The organism is Kumtagia sp. (genome assembly GCF_059502445.1).
Map to the genome: position 1 here is coordinate 58,733 of NZ_JCACER010000110.1, position 16,447 is coordinate 75,179.

16 protein-coding genes are annotated in these 16,447 nt (G+C 68.0%); all 16 read right to left on the reverse strand.

The features are described from left to right. Positions 1–119: 119 nt before the first annotated feature. Positions 120–1,001, reverse strand: coding sequence for an AAA family ATPase (locus tag AC5JDC_RS29295; RefSeq protein WP_495847092.1), 882 nt, complete (start codon positions 999–1,001; stop codon positions 120–122). Between the two features lie 310 nt (positions 1,002–1,311). Further along, entirely contained in the window at positions 1,312–2,322 is a 1,011-nt protein-coding gene (locus AC5JDC_RS29300; RefSeq protein WP_495847094.1) for a xanthine dehydrogenase family protein molybdopterin-binding subunit, read from the reverse strand. Between the two features lie 3 nt (positions 2,323–2,325). Beyond that, positions 2,326–3,693, reverse strand: coding sequence for a xanthine dehydrogenase family protein molybdopterin-binding subunit (locus tag AC5JDC_RS29305; protein ID WP_495847294.1), 1,368 nt, complete (start codon positions 3,691–3,693; stop codon positions 2,326–2,328). Between the two features lie 196 nt (positions 3,694–3,889). After that, positions 3,890–4,372: a (2Fe-2S)-binding protein gene (locus tag AC5JDC_RS29310; protein ID WP_495847096.1), complete on the reverse strand. Its 483-nt coding sequence runs from the start codon at positions 4,370–4,372 to the stop codon at positions 3,890–3,892. Between the two features lie 399 nt (positions 4,373–4,771). Next, the gene (locus AC5JDC_RS29315; RefSeq protein WP_495847098.1) at positions 4,772–5,572 is read right to left on the reverse strand and encodes an FAD binding domain-containing protein; all 801 of its coding nucleotides are present in this window, start codon (positions 5,570–5,572) and stop codon (positions 4,772–4,774) included. A 30-nt stretch (positions 5,573–5,602) separates the two neighbouring features. Continuing rightward, entirely contained in the window at positions 5,603–6,046 is a 444-nt protein-coding gene (locus AC5JDC_RS29320) for an SRPBCC family protein (protein ID WP_495847100.1), read from the reverse strand. A gap of 218 nt (positions 6,047–6,264) precedes the next feature. After that, the gene (locus tag AC5JDC_RS29325; protein WP_495847102.1) at positions 6,265–7,080 is read right to left on the reverse strand and encodes a helix-turn-helix domain-containing protein; all 816 of its coding nucleotides are present in this window, start codon (positions 7,078–7,080) and stop codon (positions 6,265–6,267) included. A gap of 203 nt (positions 7,081–7,283) precedes the next feature. After that, complete coding sequence (locus tag AC5JDC_RS29330) at positions 7,284–8,678, reverse strand: glutamine synthetase family protein (protein ID WP_495847104.1); 1,395 nt, start codon at positions 8,676–8,678, stop codon at positions 7,284–7,286. 29 nt (positions 8,679–8,707) lie between these two features. Then, the gene (locus tag AC5JDC_RS29335; RefSeq protein WP_495847106.1) at positions 8,708–9,796 is read right to left on the reverse strand and encodes a branched-chain amino acid ABC transporter permease; all 1,089 of its coding nucleotides are present in this window, start codon (positions 9,794–9,796) and stop codon (positions 8,708–8,710) included. Positions 9,797–9,799: 3 nt separating this feature from the next. Then, positions 9,800–10,699: a branched-chain amino acid ABC transporter permease gene (locus tag AC5JDC_RS29340; protein ID WP_495847108.1), complete on the reverse strand. Its 900-nt coding sequence runs from the start codon at positions 10,697–10,699 to the stop codon at positions 9,800–9,802. 3 nt (positions 10,700–10,702) lie between these two features. Further along, positions 10,703–11,407, reverse strand: coding sequence for an ABC transporter ATP-binding protein (locus AC5JDC_RS29345; protein ID WP_495847110.1), 705 nt, complete (start codon positions 11,405–11,407; stop codon positions 10,703–10,705). A 54-nt stretch (positions 11,408–11,461) separates the two neighbouring features. Continuing rightward, positions 11,462–12,613 carry an ABC transporter substrate-binding protein gene (locus AC5JDC_RS29350; RefSeq protein ID WP_495847112.1) on the reverse strand — a complete coding sequence of 384 codons (1,152 nt, stop codon included), beginning with the start codon at positions 12,611–12,613 and terminating at the stop codon, positions 11,462–11,464. A gap of 48 nt (positions 12,614–12,661) precedes the next feature. Next, positions 12,662–13,387: an ABC transporter ATP-binding protein gene (locus tag AC5JDC_RS29355; RefSeq protein WP_495847114.1), complete on the reverse strand. Its 726-nt coding sequence runs from the start codon at positions 13,385–13,387 to the stop codon at positions 12,662–12,664. 174 nt (positions 13,388–13,561) lie between these two features. Further along, complete coding sequence (locus tag AC5JDC_RS29360; RefSeq protein ID WP_106772579.1) at positions 13,562–14,140, reverse strand: helix-turn-helix domain-containing protein; 579 nt, start codon at positions 14,138–14,140, stop codon at positions 13,562–13,564. A 71-nt stretch (positions 14,141–14,211) separates the two neighbouring features. After that, a complete protein-coding gene (locus AC5JDC_RS29365) occupies positions 14,212–15,030 on the reverse strand; it encodes an N-formylglutamate amidohydrolase (protein ID WP_495847116.1) in 819 nt (272 codons plus the stop codon). Then, a complete protein-coding gene (locus AC5JDC_RS29370; protein ID WP_495847118.1) occupies positions 15,008–16,417 on the reverse strand; it encodes an aldehyde dehydrogenase family protein in 1,410 nt (469 codons plus the stop codon). The genes AC5JDC_RS29365 and AC5JDC_RS29370 overlap by 23 nt, the downstream gene beginning before the upstream one ends. Positions 16,418–16,447: the final 30 nt, after the last annotated feature.

Here is a 16,447-nt window from a genome sequence, read left to right on the forward strand (position 1 = left end):
TGGGGTACAAGCGGCAGCGCGCGGCGCGAAAAGACCGTAGAGCGCGGCCTCGACCGCCCCCTGCCGGCCGCTTTGCGGCCACCCTTCCCTCAAGGGGGAGGGGGAAGCCGGCGCTCCGTTCACCCCAGCGCCTCCTCGACGATGCGGCCGAGGTCGGGCGCGAGGTAGGAAAGGTCCTCCTCGTCCTTGATCAGGACACCGATCGCCCGGCGGAACGCTTCCGGCCATGGGCTGCCGCCCTTCTCCAGCACGGTCGCCGCATTGGCCCATTCGACGGCCTCGGAAATGCCGGGCGGTTTGGCCAGCGGCCGGGCGCGCAGGCTGCGCACCGCGTTGGCGACGGCGCGCGCCGTCTCTTCGGCTACATCGCCTGCGCGCAGCATGATGATCGCCGCCTCGCGCTCGGCGTCGGGGTAGCCGATCCAGTGGTAGACGCAGCGCCGGCGCAGCGCTTCCGCCAGCTCGCGCGTGCGGTTGGAGGTGAGGATCACCACCGGCTGCGCGGTCGCGCGGATGGTGCCGCGCTCCGGGATGCTGATCTGGAAGTCCGACAGGAATTCCAGCAGCAGCGCCTCGAATTCGTGGTCGGAGCGGTCGATCTCGTCGACCAGCAGCACCCGTTCGAGCGGCGCCCGCAGCACCTGCAGCAGCGGGCGCGCCACCAGGAAGCGGTCGTCATAGATGTCGATCTCGCGCTCGCCGGCCTGGCGGATGGCAAGCAATTGGCGCTGGTAGTTCCATTCGTAGAGCGCATGCGCGGCGTCGATGCCTTCGTAGCATTGCAGCCGCACCAGATCGCGCCCGAGCAGCGCGGCGACCGCCTTGGCCGCCTCGGTCTTGCCGACCCCTGGCGCGCCTTCGAGCAGCAGCGGCTTGCCCATGCGCAGCGCCAGGAAGATCGCCGTGGCGAGCCCGTCGTCGGCGAGATAGCGCATGTCCGCCAGGCGGGACGCCACTGCCTCGGGAGATGCGACGGGCTTTTCGGCGGCCGCTCTGGTCATGCCGCTCCCCGCCTGCAAAGGCGCCGACCGTGCGGTGGACTTATCCTCCCCTTTGTGGCGAGGGCAAACACATATGGAATTACCCCCACCCCTCCCCTCAAGGGGGAGGGGACTGGCTTGCGTGTCCGCTCGGTCTCAATCGTCGACGGTTTTGCGCGGCAGAGCGGCCGCAAAATCCCCCTCCCCCTTGAGGGGAGGGGTAGGGGTGGGGGTATTGCGCGGGCCGACGCTTCCAGAACTTCCTTGTACGATTGCGCCACCCTTGAGAGGGCACGCCGGTCGCGACTGAGCATGACCGCTTCCATCCTCCCTACACCGCCCCGGCCCGCTGGTCCTTCAGCGCCCGCAGAATCCGCTCCGGCGTGATCGGCAGCGTGTCGACGCGCACGCCGACGGCGTCGAAGATGGCGTTGGCGACGGCCGGTATCTGCGGATTGGCGCACATCTCGCCCGGCCCCTTGGCGCCATAGGGCCCGTCCGCCGCCGGCCGCTCCAGCACGATGATCTCGGTCTCGGCGAGGTCGCCCGGCCCCGGCATCAGATACTCGTTGAAGTCGGTGCCGCCATGCTCGCGGTTGGGATAATAGGGCTCGGTCGTCTCGTAGAGCGCGTGCGAAATGCCCATCCACGAGCCGCCGACCAGCTGCTGCTCGACCATCCTCGGGTTGAGGGCCCGGCCGATCTCGAAGACGTTCTTGACCGAGATCACCGTCACCTCGCCGGTCTCGTCGTCGACGTCGACTTCGGCCACCGTGCAGGCATGGGCGTAGCAGGTCGACGGCTTCATCGCCCCGGTCTCCGTCTCCGGGAAGGAGCGCGGCACCAGAAACATGCCGCGGCCGGAGATCGAGCGGCCGAGCTTGAAATGCGCGGTCAGCGCCGTGTCGAAGATCGAGATCGCCTTCTGCGGCGCGCCCTTCACATGGATGTTGCCGGTGCCGTCGGTGTCGAGGTCGTCGGCGTTCACCTCCAGCGCCTCGGCCGCGACTTCCAGCATCACCTGCCGCGCCTCCTTTGCCGCCTGGATCACGGCGTTGCCGATGCGGTGGGTGCCGCGCGAGGCGAAGGTGCCCATGCAGTGCGGGCCGGTGTCGGTGTCGGCGGTGTCGATGATCACCTGCTCGGTCGGCACGCCGATCGTCTCGGCGCAGATCTGCGCCATCACCTGCTTCAGCCCCTGGCCGAGATCGACGGAGGACAGCGTCACCATGAAATTGCCGGTCGGCGTCGAATGCACCAGCGCCTGGCTGGGGTCGCCGCCGAGATTCATGCCCGTGGGATAGTTCACCGCCGCCACGCCGGTGCCGCGCCAGATCGCCATCGCTCAAGCCTCCTTGCGGTAGGAAGACATCTTCATGAATTTTTCGGCCACCGGCCAGTTGGAGGCGCGTGCTGCCTCCTGCATGCATTCGATCAGCGCCGCGCCCTCCGTTTTCTGCCGGTGCGCCTTCATGTCGCCGTCGCGATAGGCGTTGATGAAGCGGAACTCGAGCGGGTCCATGCCGATCAGCCGCGCCAGCTTGTCCATCTGCACCTCCAGCGCGAAGTCGGCGATGGTGACGCCGAAGCCGCGCATCGCCGAGGAGGGCGTGCGGTTGGTGTAGACGCAATAGGTGTCGATCCACACGTTCGGCACGGTATAGGGGCCAGGATAATGCGCGGCGCCCTTCTGCGCGCCATAGGGCGAGTGGCGCGAATAGGCGCCGGCGTCGGTGTAGCCGGTCACCTTGCGGGCGATCAGCCGCCCGTCCTTCGTCACCCCGTCCTTCAGCACGATCTTCTCCGCGGCGCGCGGCGAGGAGATCTGCATCTCCTCGTAGCGGCTGTAGATGAAAGAGACCGGCCGGCCCGTCAGCTTGGAGGCCAGGATGGCGATCGGCTCGACCGTCACGTCGACCTTGCCGCCGAAACCGCCGCCCACCGTGCCGCCGACCATATGCAGCTTGTGGCCGGGCATCTGCAGGATGATCGAGGTGTTGTCGAGGGTGAAGAACATCGCCTGCGTGTTGGTGTGGCAGGTGAAGCGGTCGTTGCCCTCCGGCACGACGATGCAGCCGGTCGTCTCGGTCGGCGCATGCTCGATCGGCGACGACCAGTAGGTCTGCTCGAGCATGTGGTCGGCCTCGGCAAAGGCTTTTTCGACGTCGCCGAAGCGCACCTTGCGGCACTCGCCGCTGTCATACATGTAAAAATTCTGGCCGTGATATTCGTTGACCACGGGCGCGCCGGGCTGCAGCGCCGCCTCCATGTCGAGCACGGCCGGCAGCACCTCGTAGTCGACCTTCACCTTGGCCGCCGCCTCTTCCGCGGCGCGCTCGCTGTCGGCGATGACGGCCACCACCGCCTCGCCCTTCCAGCGCACCTTGTCCTCGGCCAGCACCTGCTCGTCCTCCGGCCCGACCTGGATGAGGATCAGGATGGTGTAGACGTTGTGCGGCACGTCCTTGTGGGTGAGCACGCGCACCACGCCCGGATGTTTTTCCGCCTCCGACGTGTCGATGCTTCTGATGCGCGCATGGTGATGCGGGCTGCGCACCATCTTTAGGTGCAGCAGCCCCGGAAATGTACGGTCAGCGAAATAGGCGGTCTTGCCGGTCACATGGCCGGGCACGTCGGAGCGCGGCCGCCCCTGGCCGAGCTCCTTCAGGTCGTCGGCACGCTCGTCGGCGAAGTAAGATTTGGCGAGTTGGATCATTGGTGAGTTCCCGAGTCTCGTACAGCTTCTCCGACTGACGGAGCGCGCCCCCTCCACCGCCTTCGGCGGTCCCCCTCCCCCGCTTCGCAGGGGAGGATCCGGGCGTTGAGGCCTGCCGCGACCTTGATCCTCCCCCGTTTACGGGGGAGGGGGACCACGCGAAGCGTGGTGGAGGGGGCGGCCATGATCTCCATCACGCCGCGTTCTGCGAGTTGGCGCGAGCTGCCGTCAGCACGGCGCGGATGATCGGCTCGTAGCCGGTGCAGCGGCAGATGTTGCCGGAGATCGCCTCGACCACGTCCTCGCGCGTCGGGTTCGGCGTCTGATCGAGCAGCGCCTTGGCCGCCATGATCATGCCGGGCGTGCAGAAGCCGCATTGCGCGGCGAATTCGTCGACGAAGGCACGCTGCAGCGGATGCATGACGCCGTCCGCCGCCAGACCGGCGGTGGTCTCGACCGTCGCCCCTTCGCAGGTCTCGGCAAGTGTCAGGCAGGAGAGTTTCAGCTCGCCGTCGATGATCACCGAGCAGGCGCCGCAGGCGCCCTGGTGGCAGCCGCCCTTGGGCGAGGTGTCGCCGAGTTTGTCGCGCAGCACCTTGAGCAGCGTCGCGCCGCTGTCGACGAACTCCGCCTTCTCCTCCCCGTTCAGCGTGAACTGGACCGGTACCTTCGCCATCTTCTCCTCCTCGCGCCTGCGCGGCTGCCGCCGCTGCGCCTTGGCGATTCCCTATCGACGTTTCGGACTTCGCGCCCCCCCTCTGTCCTGCCGGACATCTCCCCCACTCCCCCCTTTGAGGGCAGGGCAATCGCACATGAGTTTACCCCCACCCCTAACCCCTCCCCACAAGGGGGAGGGGAATTCGCTGGCCTGTTCGCCAGGCGTCAGTCATCGACGGTTTCGCGTGGCATGGCGGCCGCAAAGTCTCCCTCCCCCTTGTGGGGAGGGTTAGGGGTGGGGGGTACGAACCGGCGAAAGTCCCCATCGTTTGTCATATGCGATTGCCCTGCCCTTGAGGGGGGAGAGTCCGGCAGGACAGAGGGGGTGCGAGGCACCGAAGCATACGCCACCTGAAACCTACTCCAGCAGCAGCCGGCCGAAATGCACCGGCAGCACTTCCTTGCGGTACCAGGCGCTGGCGATGGCGTCGGTGATCGGCCGCACGCCGTCGCCGACCGCCGCTATCGCCGCCGCGATGCCGTCCTTCGTGCGCTTGCTGCCGACCAGCGCCTTCTCGGCCGCGCGGGCGCGGACCGGATGCTCGGCCATGCAGCCCAGCGCGATGCGCGCGGCGGTTACGGTGCCGTCGGCGCTCTCCTCCAGCACGGCGGCAATGCTCAGCACCGAAATTCCCTTCGGCCTGATGCGCGACACTTTCAGAAAACGGAACTGCCCGGCCGCCGGCACGTCGAAGCCGACGCCGGTGACCACGGAGCCGGCTTGGGCGCCGGCGCGGCCCGCCAGGAAGGCCTCGACCGGTACCTCGCTGTCGGTCGTCTGCACCGTCGCGTCGAGCGCCAGCAGCGCCACGGCGAAGTCGCCATAGGGCGCCGGCGCGAACAGATTGCCGCCGACCGTCGCCATGTTGCGCACCGCCGGCCCGCCGACAGCTTTTGCCGCCCTGGCGAGCCCCGCCAATTCCGGATGGCGGGCGATCTCGGCCATCGTCACCGAGGCGCCGAGATGCGTCCTGCCGCCGTCGACCGTGATCTTTCGCAATGCGGGATCGGTCGCGCGGACGAAGGTCGAAAGCGAGATGTCTCCCTCGTTGGCGGCGCGCACCACCAGCGTGCCGCCGCCGAGATAGCGGGCGCCGGCGGCCTTCAGCGCCGCGCCGGCTTCGGCTGCTGTTTCGTAGGTCTTGAGTGCGAGCGGCATGCCATCCTCCCAAGCTGGGCGCGACGGCCCTCAGCCGTTGCCGACGAAATGGTTCTTCAGCGCGTTGAAGCCGCCCTGGAAGACGTTCTCGCCCATGCCCTTGGCGATCTCGTCGGCCTTGTCGGCCGGCGCGTCGAACTCCGCCGTCCACACCGCATAGGTGCGGTCGCCGTCGGTGACGCGCTCGAGCCGCAGGGTCGAGCTATGGTTCGAGATCGGAGCCGGATGCCCAACGATCGAATAGGTCACGCTGCGATCGTCGTCCGAGAAGGCGACCAGCTTCTCGCGTATGGTCGCGCCGGACGCGACCTTGAAGTTGCGCACGCAGCCGATTTCGGTCGCCGCTCTGCCGTCCTCGATATGGCTCTCCACCATGCGCGGGTGCCAGCCCGGCAGGCCGTTGAAGTCGCGGATGCGTTCCCACACCTTTTCCACCGGCGCGTCGATGACGCTGGACACATGAACCTTCGCCATGCGGCGTTCCTCCCGAACTGTGCTTCGGAAGCCAGACTAGGCGCGGCGGCCAGCGCGCGCTTATCAATGCGTCTTCGTGGCTTATCGATGCGTCTGAAAAAGTGCTGGTTCAGGAGGCAGGGGACAGTTTACTTTCTTTCCGCAGAAAAGCCGAAGCGCACGAGGGCTGGTGCGGGCGGAAAAAAGTAAACTGTCCCCGGTCCTTGACCGTGTAGCGCCTACACCGTCGCCCGCGCCGCCTCGCGATAGAGCGTCGGCGGCACGCCGGCGTGGTCGCGGAAGAAGCGGGTGAAGTTGCCCTGGGTGGTGAAGCCGAGATTGCCGGCCACCGAGATCAGCGGCTCCTCCGAGCCCTGCAGCTGCCGCAGCGCCTCTTCCATGCGCAGCGTGTTCCAGTAAACGTTGGGCGTCAGCCCGGTCTGCTCCTTGAACAGGGCGAAGAAATGCGGCCGCGACAGCCCGACGGCCCGGGCCACCGCGTCGAAGCAGATGCGCTCGCACACATTGGCCTTCATCAACTCGATCGCCTTGCGCACGCGGAAATCCCGGATCGCCGGGCCGCGCCGCCGCGGGCTGGCGGGCGCAGCGTCCAGCAGGCTGTCGATCAGCCGCTCGATCTCGTAGGCGGCGATCTCGCCGAAGCCGTCGTCGTCCTCCAGCCGGTGGTAGAGGTCGAGCGCGGCCCGGTGCAGCCAGGGATCGAGCGGGATCGCCGGCTCGGCGAACAGCGGCACGCCGGGGGCGAGGGCGCGGCGCCGGCGCGCCCAGTCGGGATCGATGTAGAAGGCGAGGAACCGGCCGGGCGTGCCGTCCGGCGAGAAGGCATGGCTGTGCGGCTCCAGCGAGTCGATGCCGGCGGCCATGTCCCCGGCCAGCCGCACCGTCTCGCCGCCGATGGTCATCTCGCCGGCGCTGCCCTCGAGCCACAATATGATATGGGCTTCCGCATGCGCATGGGTGACGAGGCTGCTTGCGACGTTCAGCACCGAGACGTGGCCGAACGCGCCCCGGAAGAGCCTGATCGAGCTCGCCATGTTTTCCTCCCCAGAGCTTCGTGCCGTTCGATGCGTGGCTCTGATCCTCGGGGAAAATTCTGGAGCGCCGGCGGCGGGCCGTCAATAGCGGCCGTCTGGCGATTGGCGAGAGGGGACAGTTTACTTTCTTTCGGCAGAAAGGCCGCAGCGGTTCAGAGGTCGCGCGGGCCGAAAAAAGTAAACTGTCCCTAGTACTTACGCCATCAATTGACGAAATAGCGCTGCCACTCGAAATCGGTGATGTGCGCGGCCTGCCACGCTTCGAACGCGGCCTGCTCGGCGCGGCGGCTATCGGCATAATTGTCGCGGAACGCCTCGCCGAGGGCATCGGCGCAGAATTCCGAGCGGGCGAAGGCGTCGATCGAGGCGGACAGCGTGCGCGGCAGTTTCGGCTTGTCGAGCCCGGCGAGGTCGGAGGTGACCGGCGCCTCCAGCGCAAGCCCCTTCTCGATGCCTTCGCAGCCGGCGGCCAGCATGGCAGCGATCGACAGGTAGGGATTGACGTCGGCGCCGGGCGCCCGGTGCTCGAAGCGGCAGGCGGCGTCGCCGGGCGTGGTGATGACGCGGATCGGCGCGGTGCGGTTCTCGAAGCCCCAGGCGACGTCTTCCGGCGACCAGGCGCCGCGGTCGAAGCGGCGGTAGGAGTTGACGGTCGGGCGGAACAGGAGATGCGTCTCCTGCATGCGGTTGAGCATACCGGCCAGGAAATTTTCGGCGACCGGCGACAGCCGGTTCAGTCCGGCGGGGAAGGCCGGCTTGCCGTCGCGCCACAGGCTGACATGGTGATGGGCGCCGCAGGCGCTCTCTTTGCCCGGCGGCTGGAAGCGGGTCATGAAGGTGGCGACTAGGCCGCGCTCGGCGCACAGCTCGCGCAGGTGCAGTTTTGCCCGCATGGCGGCGTCGGCCGCCTCCAGCGGCGTCTTCGGCGTCAGCGCGTATTCGTACATGCCGAAGCCGTATTCGGTCACCAGCGAGGCGACGCCGATGCCGATGCTCTTCATGCGGGTGACGAATTCGGCGGCGAATTCCTGGTAGTCGCCGGTGCGCACCAGATCGTAGTTCACCAGCGAATGGCCCCAGGGCTTCAACTCGCGGTAGCGGCCGGCGCGCATCAAATCGTGGTCGGCATGGAAGATGCCGAACTCGTATTCGAGCGCGAAGCGCGCCTCGTAGCCGAGCGCGTTGATCCGCTCCTCCACCTTGGCGAGCACGCTGCGCGGATCGTAGGGGCAGGGGCTGCCGTCGAGCATGAAGGCGCGTGTCATGGCCGAGGCGAATTTCGGCTTCCAGCCGTGCTGGACGACGGTCGCCGGGTCGATGATGCCCTTGATGTTGGGAAAGCCGTTCTCGTCGTTGGCGCAGGCCGAGGCGAAGGCGACGTCGCCCATCGGCTGGCCGTCGCCATGGGTCACGCAATAGAGGATGGCGTTGATCGCCTCGCCGGACGTCGACAGTTTCAGCGGCGCGATCTTGGAGCGGAACGCGCCGGACGTGTCGACGGTATGAATCGCGATGAATTCGACGCCGTCGGCGGCGAGTTTGCCCTGCAAAGCCTCGAGTTTTGGCGCGTATTCCGCGATTTTTTCTTCAAATCCCACCATAAATCTCCCGAAAATGCGTCGGCCGCCTAGCGGGCGCGCCGGAAAAACCTTGCGAGCTGCTCGTCCAGTTCGTGGCGGCCGCATATGCCGCTCGGCCGGAACGCCATGCTGAGCACGATGACGACGCCGAGCGCCACGCCGGACAGGCCGAGAAGCTGCGGCAGCTGGATACCGCCGATGCTGACGCCCGATTCGATGCTGCGGATGAATTCCAGCCCGACCGACAGCACGATCACGCCGGTGACCGCCCCGGTGACGGTCGCCATGCCGCCCAGGATCAGCATGGCGAGCGTCATGAAGATCTGCTGGAAATAGAAGAGCTTCGGGCTGATCGTGCCGGCGAAATAGGCGTAGAGGATGCCGGCCAGTCCGCAGATCAGCGCCGACAGGATCCAGGCGATGAGCCGCAGCCGCTTCGCATCGACGCCGACGGCCGCGGCCGCCTGCGGGCTCTGTGCGCTGGCTCTCAGTTGCAGGCCCCAAGGGCTGTCCTTGAACAGCCGCGCCAGCACGATGACGGCGACGGACAGCGCCATGATGCCGGGCAGGCCGACCACCTTGGAGATGCCGAAGAAGGCCTGGTTGCCCTTGAACAGGTCGGTCCAGTTGAGAAAGACCGAATGGACGATGATCAAAAGGGCGAGGCTGACGATCGTCGCCGCCACGCCCGACAGCCGGCTGATGACCTTGCCGCTTGCCGCCGCGACCACGCCGACGGCGAGCAGCGCGCACAGCGCCGCCGTGAGCGGGTCGAGGGCGATGTCAGCCAGCCCGAACGGTGCGTCGGGAATCGACAGCTTCTTCATCGCCGGCGGCGTCGCCAGCACCGCGACGCCATAGGCGCCGATGCCGACGAACGCGCTGTGGCCGAGATTGGCGATGTTGCCGTTGCCCATGAAGACCTGCAGGCCGATCACGACGATCAGGTTGACGAAGGCGGCCAGCGCCAGGTGTGTGTAGTAGGCCGGCGCGAAGGCGAGGATCAGAAGCCCGATGGCGAGCACCGGCAGGGCGGTCACCAGCCCGCCCAGCAGCGAACGCAGCACCGGCTTCGCCGGGCCGGACGGCGTTGCGGCGGCAGCCGGCGTCGAGGCGCTGATCTCCATGTGCGCCATCGGTCAGGCCTCCTTGTCGCCCAGTTCCGCCCGCCTGCCGAGCAGGCCCTCGGGACGGTAGAGCAGGAGCGCCACGATGATCCCATAGGTGAGGGCCTCCTTGAAGCCTCCATACTGCTGCGGCAGGGCGACCAGCAGGCCGACCTCGATGAAGCCGAGCAGCATGCCGCCAACCGCCGCGCCGGCGAGCGAGCCGAAGCCGCCGATGACGCAGGCGACGAAGGCCTTGAGCACAAGGCCGAAGCCGAGGTCGGGCGTGACGCTGCCGCGCCGGGCGATGATGAACACCGCGGCGATGCCGGCCAGCGCGCCGGAGATGGCGAAGGCGGTGGCGATCACCCGGTTGGCGCGGATGCCCATCAGCCGCACCGTGGCGAAATCGCGCGAGGCGGCGCGGATCGCCAGCCCGAGGGTGGAGCGGTTGAGGAACAGCACCAGCCCGACGATGGCGAGGGCAGCGACGACAAGCTCCAGCACCTGCAGCGACGACACGGCGAATGGCCCGAAGAACCACATCTGGTTGAGGCCGTTGAGGATCGAGACGGATTGCGGCTTCGGCGAGATCAGCAGCATGAACAGGTTCTGCACGACGATGCTGACGCCGAAGGCGGTGAGCAGGCCGGTCGTCGTCGGTGCGTTGCGGACGGGGCGGAAGGCGACGCGCTCGAAGGCGACGGCGGCAAGTGCGGCCGCGCCGACCGCCAGCAGCACAGCCACCAGCGGCGAGGTGAGGCCGAGCGCGGCGGCCAGGAAGACGCTGTAGGCCGATACGCCGATGATCTCGCCATGCGCGAAGTTGACCAGCCCCATGATCGAGAAGACCACCGCCAGCCCGAGCGCCACCAGCGAATATTCCGCGCCGAAGGCGAGCGCGTTGAGCAGTTGCTGGAAGAGATAGTCCATGGATCAGCCGCCGATATAGAGATTGAGAAGGCCATGCTCGTCGGCCAGGCCTGCCGGCGGACCGGAATAGCGGAGCGTGCCCGAGGTGACGACATGGACGCGGTCGGCGAAGCGCAGCGCCTGCGCCGCGTTCTGCTCGACCACGAGCAGGGTCAGGCCCTCGGCCTTCAGCTGGCCGATGAAATCGAAGATCTGCACGACGATCTTCGGCGCGAGGCCGAGCGAGGGCTCGTCGAGCAGCAGCAGCTTCGGCCGCGACATCAGCGAGCGCGAGATCGCCAGCATCTGCTGCTCGCCGCCCGACAGCGTGCCGGCGGCCTGGCCGTAGCGCTGCGACAGCACCGGGAACAGCGCCAGGAAGCGGTCGATGTCGGCCCGCACGGCCTTGGGATCGCGCCGCGTCGCCGCGCCCAGGCGGAGATTCTCAGCCACGGTCAGGTTGGCGAAGATGTGCCGCCCCTCCGGCGTCGAGGTGAGGCCGGCGCGGATGCGGTCCTCGGTGCGGGTGCGCGAGATGTCACGGCCGTCGAGGACGATGCGGCCGGCGGCCGCGTCGACGAGGCCGGTCAGCGCGTTGATGGTCGAGCTTTTTCCGGCGCCGTTCGGGCCGAGCAGGGCGACCAACTCGCCGCGGCCGATCGACAGCGTCAGGTCGCGCACCGCCGTCACCGCGCCGTAGCGGACGGTCAAATTCTCGACCGTCAGCACGGCACGGCCCGGCCAGCAGATGGCGCCCGATGCTTCATGTCCCCGCCGTCGCGCTCAGTTCAGCGCTGGCACGTAGGTCGGCGGGGTGTCGGTGATCAACACGCGCTTTCCCTCGGCGAAGCCGATCACCGGGACCGCCTTGACCGGATAGCCTTTCTTTTCGGCGAAGGAGATCACCGGCGCCGTCGTGCCGGGATATCCGCCCGGCGCGCGCATCGCCTCGCGCAGCGCCGCCGCCTCGGTCGTGCCGGCCTTCTTCGCCGCCTCGTAACTGATCTGCACCATGTCGGCGCCGAGCGCGTCGAAGATGCCGTTGACCTTGTAGCCGTCGGCCTTGCATTGCTCCAGGAACTGGTCGATCGGGCTGTCCATGCCGGTCGCGCCATGGGTGGCGAACATCACCTTGTCGAGCGAGGCGGCGTCGCCCACGGTGCCTTCCAGCGACTTGTCGTCGAAGGCGTCGCAGCCGGCGACCCAGCCGTCATAGCCGTTGGCGCGCAGCTGGCGCACGAGGATGCCGACATCCGGCAGCACGCCGCAGACATGGATGGCGTCCGGCTTCTCCGGCAGCGCCTTGATGCTGGCGATCTGCGGCGACCAGTCGGTGGTGCCCCAGGAGTAGTTGAGCTTCGTCACCACCTTGCCGCCGAGATGCTCGAACACCTCGCCGAACCATTCCGGCAGCTTTTCCGAATAGGAGCCGGCGTCGGGCGACACCAGCAGCGCCACGCTGCGCGCGCCCTTGCCGTAGAGCGCGTTGGCGGCGGCGGCGGCGTTGATCGGATCCGGCACGGCGCCGGCGATGAAGTTGTCGAGGCCGGCCTGCTGCATCTCGAGCTGGGTGTTCGGCGCGGAGAAGACGGTGGCGCCGTACGGCTCGGCGATCTGCGCCGTCGGGATGAGCGCGTCCGGGAACGGCACGCCGGTGATGACCTGCGCGCCGGCGTCGAGGAATTTCTGGCCGAGCGACACCGAGAGCTGCGGATCGGAGCGGTTGTCCTCGATCATCAGCTCGATCTTCGGCCCGCCGTCGGCCGCCTTGTTGATCCTGTCGGCCATGCAGCGCGCGCCCTCGGCCTCGCTGTAGGGCGCGTAGGTGCCGGTCATGGCCACCGCCAGGCCGATCTTGAGGTCATCGGCTCCGGCGCTCGCCGCCTGCATCAACCCCGCCGCCAGAGCGGCCGCTCCAAGAACCAACTTTCCCATGGTGTTACCCCTTCCTTCCCGTTGTTCTCGTTTTCCGCTGCTTCGCCTTCAGGCGGGCTGCGCCTGCCCGACATAGACCTCGATGACGCGCGGATCGCGCCACACCTCGAGCGTTTCGCCGGAGGCGATCACCTCACCCTGGTCCATTACGCAGAGCCGGTCGCACAGGCGGTTGATGAAGCGCAGGTCGTGGTCGATGACGATGGTGGCGCAGCCGACATCGCGGCGGATGCCTTCGATCGCGGCGGCCAGCGCCTCGGATTCGCCCTCGTTGAGACCGGCCGCCGGCTCGTCGAGCATCAGCAGCGACGGCCCGAGCGCCAGGGCGCGGGCGATCTCCAGGCGGCGTTGGCTGCCATAGGGCAGGGTGCCGGCAGGCACGTCGGCCAGTTCGTCTAGGCCGTATTGCGCGAGCAGGGCGTCGATGTCGATGCCGGCGGCCTGCTTGGCCCGTGTGGCGCGGCAGGTGATGTAGGCGACCTCGACGTTCTGGCGGACGGTGAGATCCTTGAACAGGCGGATGTTCTGGAAGGTGCGGGCGACGCCTGCGCGGGCGCAATATTCGGCGCCGCGTCCGGTCAGGTCCCTGCCGTCGAGGGTGATGCTGCCGCGCTCCGGCCTGAGCGTGCCGGAAATGGCGTTGACCAGGGTCGACTTGCCGGCGCCGTTGGGGCCGATCAGGCCGAGGATCTCGCCGGCCGCGCAGGCCAGCGACGCCTCGCGCAGGGCCTGGACCCCGCCGAACGTCTTGCTGACCGCCTCCACCGACAACATCGGCCGTCTCTCCCATTACCGGCCGGCGGCTGTTTCGCCTGCCGGCGGGTCAGAGGGATGCTAGACCCGCCACTTTTCCGGAACAAGCATTTTTTTCCATTTTAGAAAAAGTTTCTGACGAACCGGATCCGAAGACGCGACGGAGGGATCGTTCCGGCAGCCGGCGAGACGGTTTCAGACCCCCGCCGGCAGGCCGTCCCGCGGCACCGTGTTCGACATCAGCATGACGACCGGATCGCCGCCGAGCGCGACATAGGCATGCTGCATCTCGCCGTCGAACAGGATGCTGTCGCCGGGATTGAGCACGGCGGGATCGTAGTGGATGGTGTGCAGCTCGAGGCGGCCGGAGAGCACATGCACGAACTCCTCGCCCGAATGGCTGCGCCAGCCGCCATTCTCCTCGAACGACTTCGCCGTCAGCGTGACGCGCCAGAAGATGTTGGTCTTGTCGCGGAAATCGCTGCACAAAACCTCGAAGGACATGGCGTTGCCTTCATGCATGACGCCGCTGCCGGAGCGGGTGATCGAGCGCCGCGCCTGCAGGCCGGGCTTCGGCCGGAACAGGAAGGAGGCCACCGGCACATGCAGCACGCCGGCGATCATCAGGGCGACGTCGACGGTCAGCCGCGCCTTGCCGTTCTCCAGCTTGGACAGTTGCGAGACCGACAGGCCGGTGCGCTCGCTGAGGTCGCGCAGCGTGACGTTGCGCTCCTTGCGGGCCTCCCGGATCTTCGTTCCCACGCTGCCCTGCATCGTCCAGGCCCCCTGCTGTCGTGTTTCCAATCCGACAAGCTCTACCGGGGCGGACGGGAGGCGTCCAGTTGCTACGCGGCTTCGACGGGTTCCGGCCATAGTGATACCGCGACGGATGCGAGGGCGTCTTCCACGACTTGCGCGACCGGACCGAATGTTTCCGGATCGGCAAGCAGATCGTTCCTGACTTCGAGATAGAAACTAGGCATGCCGCGCCGCAGCCCGTGCCGGTCGAGCGTGTAGCCGATCGCCTGGCGCCAGTCATAAGGCTCGTTGTCGCCGACCTTGAACCCTGCGGCGAAGCCTGCCGCCTGGAAGGCTTCGAGCACGGCGGCGACGAAGGACGACATCTCGCGCCACAGCACGCCGATGTCGACGTTTCGCCTTGCACCGCCCATCACCGGGGTGAAGGAATGGACCGAGACGAGCGCCCGCCGTCCTTCGGCGGCGGTGGCGATCGCCTGCTCCAGCGGCGCCCAGGCGATCCGGCGGCGCAGCTCGCGGTCGCATTCGTCCGGGCCAAAATTGCCGGGTACGGGGATGCCGCCGAGATCGGGCCGCATATGGTCCCACTCCTCGGTGGGCCGGTTGTAGTCGAGGAAGAGCCGCGACCAGCGGGCGAGCACGGCTGGGGCGCCGAGCCTTTCGGAGAGCCGGCGGGTGAGCGCGTCGATGCCGATGTCTACGGCGAAATGCGTTTCGAGGAAGGGCGGCGGCAGCCCGAGGTCGCGCCACGGCGCCGGCACGCGGTTGCCCGCATGCTCGGCGACCAGCAGGTATGGGCTGGCCGCCCGCGGCCGCAGCGTCTCGACCGCCTCGGCGGCCAGCGCGGCGACCGTTGCGTCGTCCGGCCGACCGAGGCCGGTCTCAGGCGATGACGGAGCGGACATGATAGGCCTTGGCCGCCGTCGCTTCGATGAGCCCGGCGCGGCCGTTGGTGCGGCCCATGCCGGAGTTCTTCACGCCGCCCCACGGCAGATAAAGGTCGGCATGGTCGCAGCGGTTGAGATAGACGGTGCCGGCCTCGACCTCGTCGAGCAGCGCCACGCCACGGTCGATATCCTGCGTCCAGATGCTGGCGCTCAGACCGAAGTCGCTGTCGTTCATCAGCGCGACCGCCTGGTCGTCGCCGTCGACGGCCTGGATGCAGGCGACCGGCCCGAACAACTCGTCGCGCATGATCGCCATGCCGTGGTCGACGCCCACCAGCACTTCCGGCGCGACATAGGCCGCCCCGAGCTCGGCGGCGCGGCGCGCGCCGGTTTCCGGCATGAGGCGGCGGGCGCCGGCCCGCACCGCCTGCTCGGTCATACCGCGGATCGTGTCGGCCGCGCTCGCCCGCACCACCGAGCCTACCATAGGCTTTTCGGCGATCGGGTGACCGATGGTCCATTTGGCCGCCTCGGCGACAAGAGCCTCGACGAAGCGGTCGTGGATCGTCCGGTCGACATAGATGCGCTCCACCGAGCAGCAGGACTGGCCGGCATTGGAGAAGCTGCCCTCGGCGATCTGCGGCACGGTCGCCGACAGGTCGGCGTCGGCGCGGATATAGGCGGGATCCTTGCCGCCGAGTTCGAGATGGACCTGGGTGAAGGTGCCGGCGGCCGCGGCATGGACGCGGCGCCCGCCATTGACCGAGCCGATGAAATTGACCGCGTTGAAGGCGCCCGAGCCGATCAGCCGCTCGGCGTCGGCATGGTCGAGATGCAGGCTCTGGAACACGCCTTCGGGGCCGCCGGCCGCGCGGAAGGCCTCTTCCGCGACCTCCGCGATCAGCGGCGTCTGCGGCGAATGCTTGAAGATCACGACATTGCCGGCGGCGAGCGGCGCGGTGACGAGATAGCCCAGCATCGCGGTCGGATAGTTCCAGGCGCAGATCGACAGGTGCAGCCCGCCGGCGATCGGCCGGACGTAACGGCGGATGTTCTCGTCGGCCGGGTAAGGCGTATCGGCCAGGGTCTCCGCGGCTACGTCGGCAAGCAGCCTGCCGACCAGGGCAAGGCGCGGCGTCTCGTCGGCCTGCCAGAGCGGCCGGCCGATCTGCCAGGCGAGCATCTCCGCCAGTTGCGCGGCGCGCGCCTGCATCTCCTCGCCGAAGCGCAGCAGGATCGCCAGCCGCTCGGCAAGCGGGGTCCTCTGCCAGGAGCGCAGTGCGGCGCCGGCGCGGGCCAGCGCCGCCTCGATCGCCGCGCCGTCGGCGTAGGCGCGGGTGGCATAAACGGAACCGTCGACCGGCGAGGTGACGGAAAAGGTCCGGATGTCGGTGCGAGGGTTCATGAGGATCAATCCGCCGAATGCTGGGTGCGG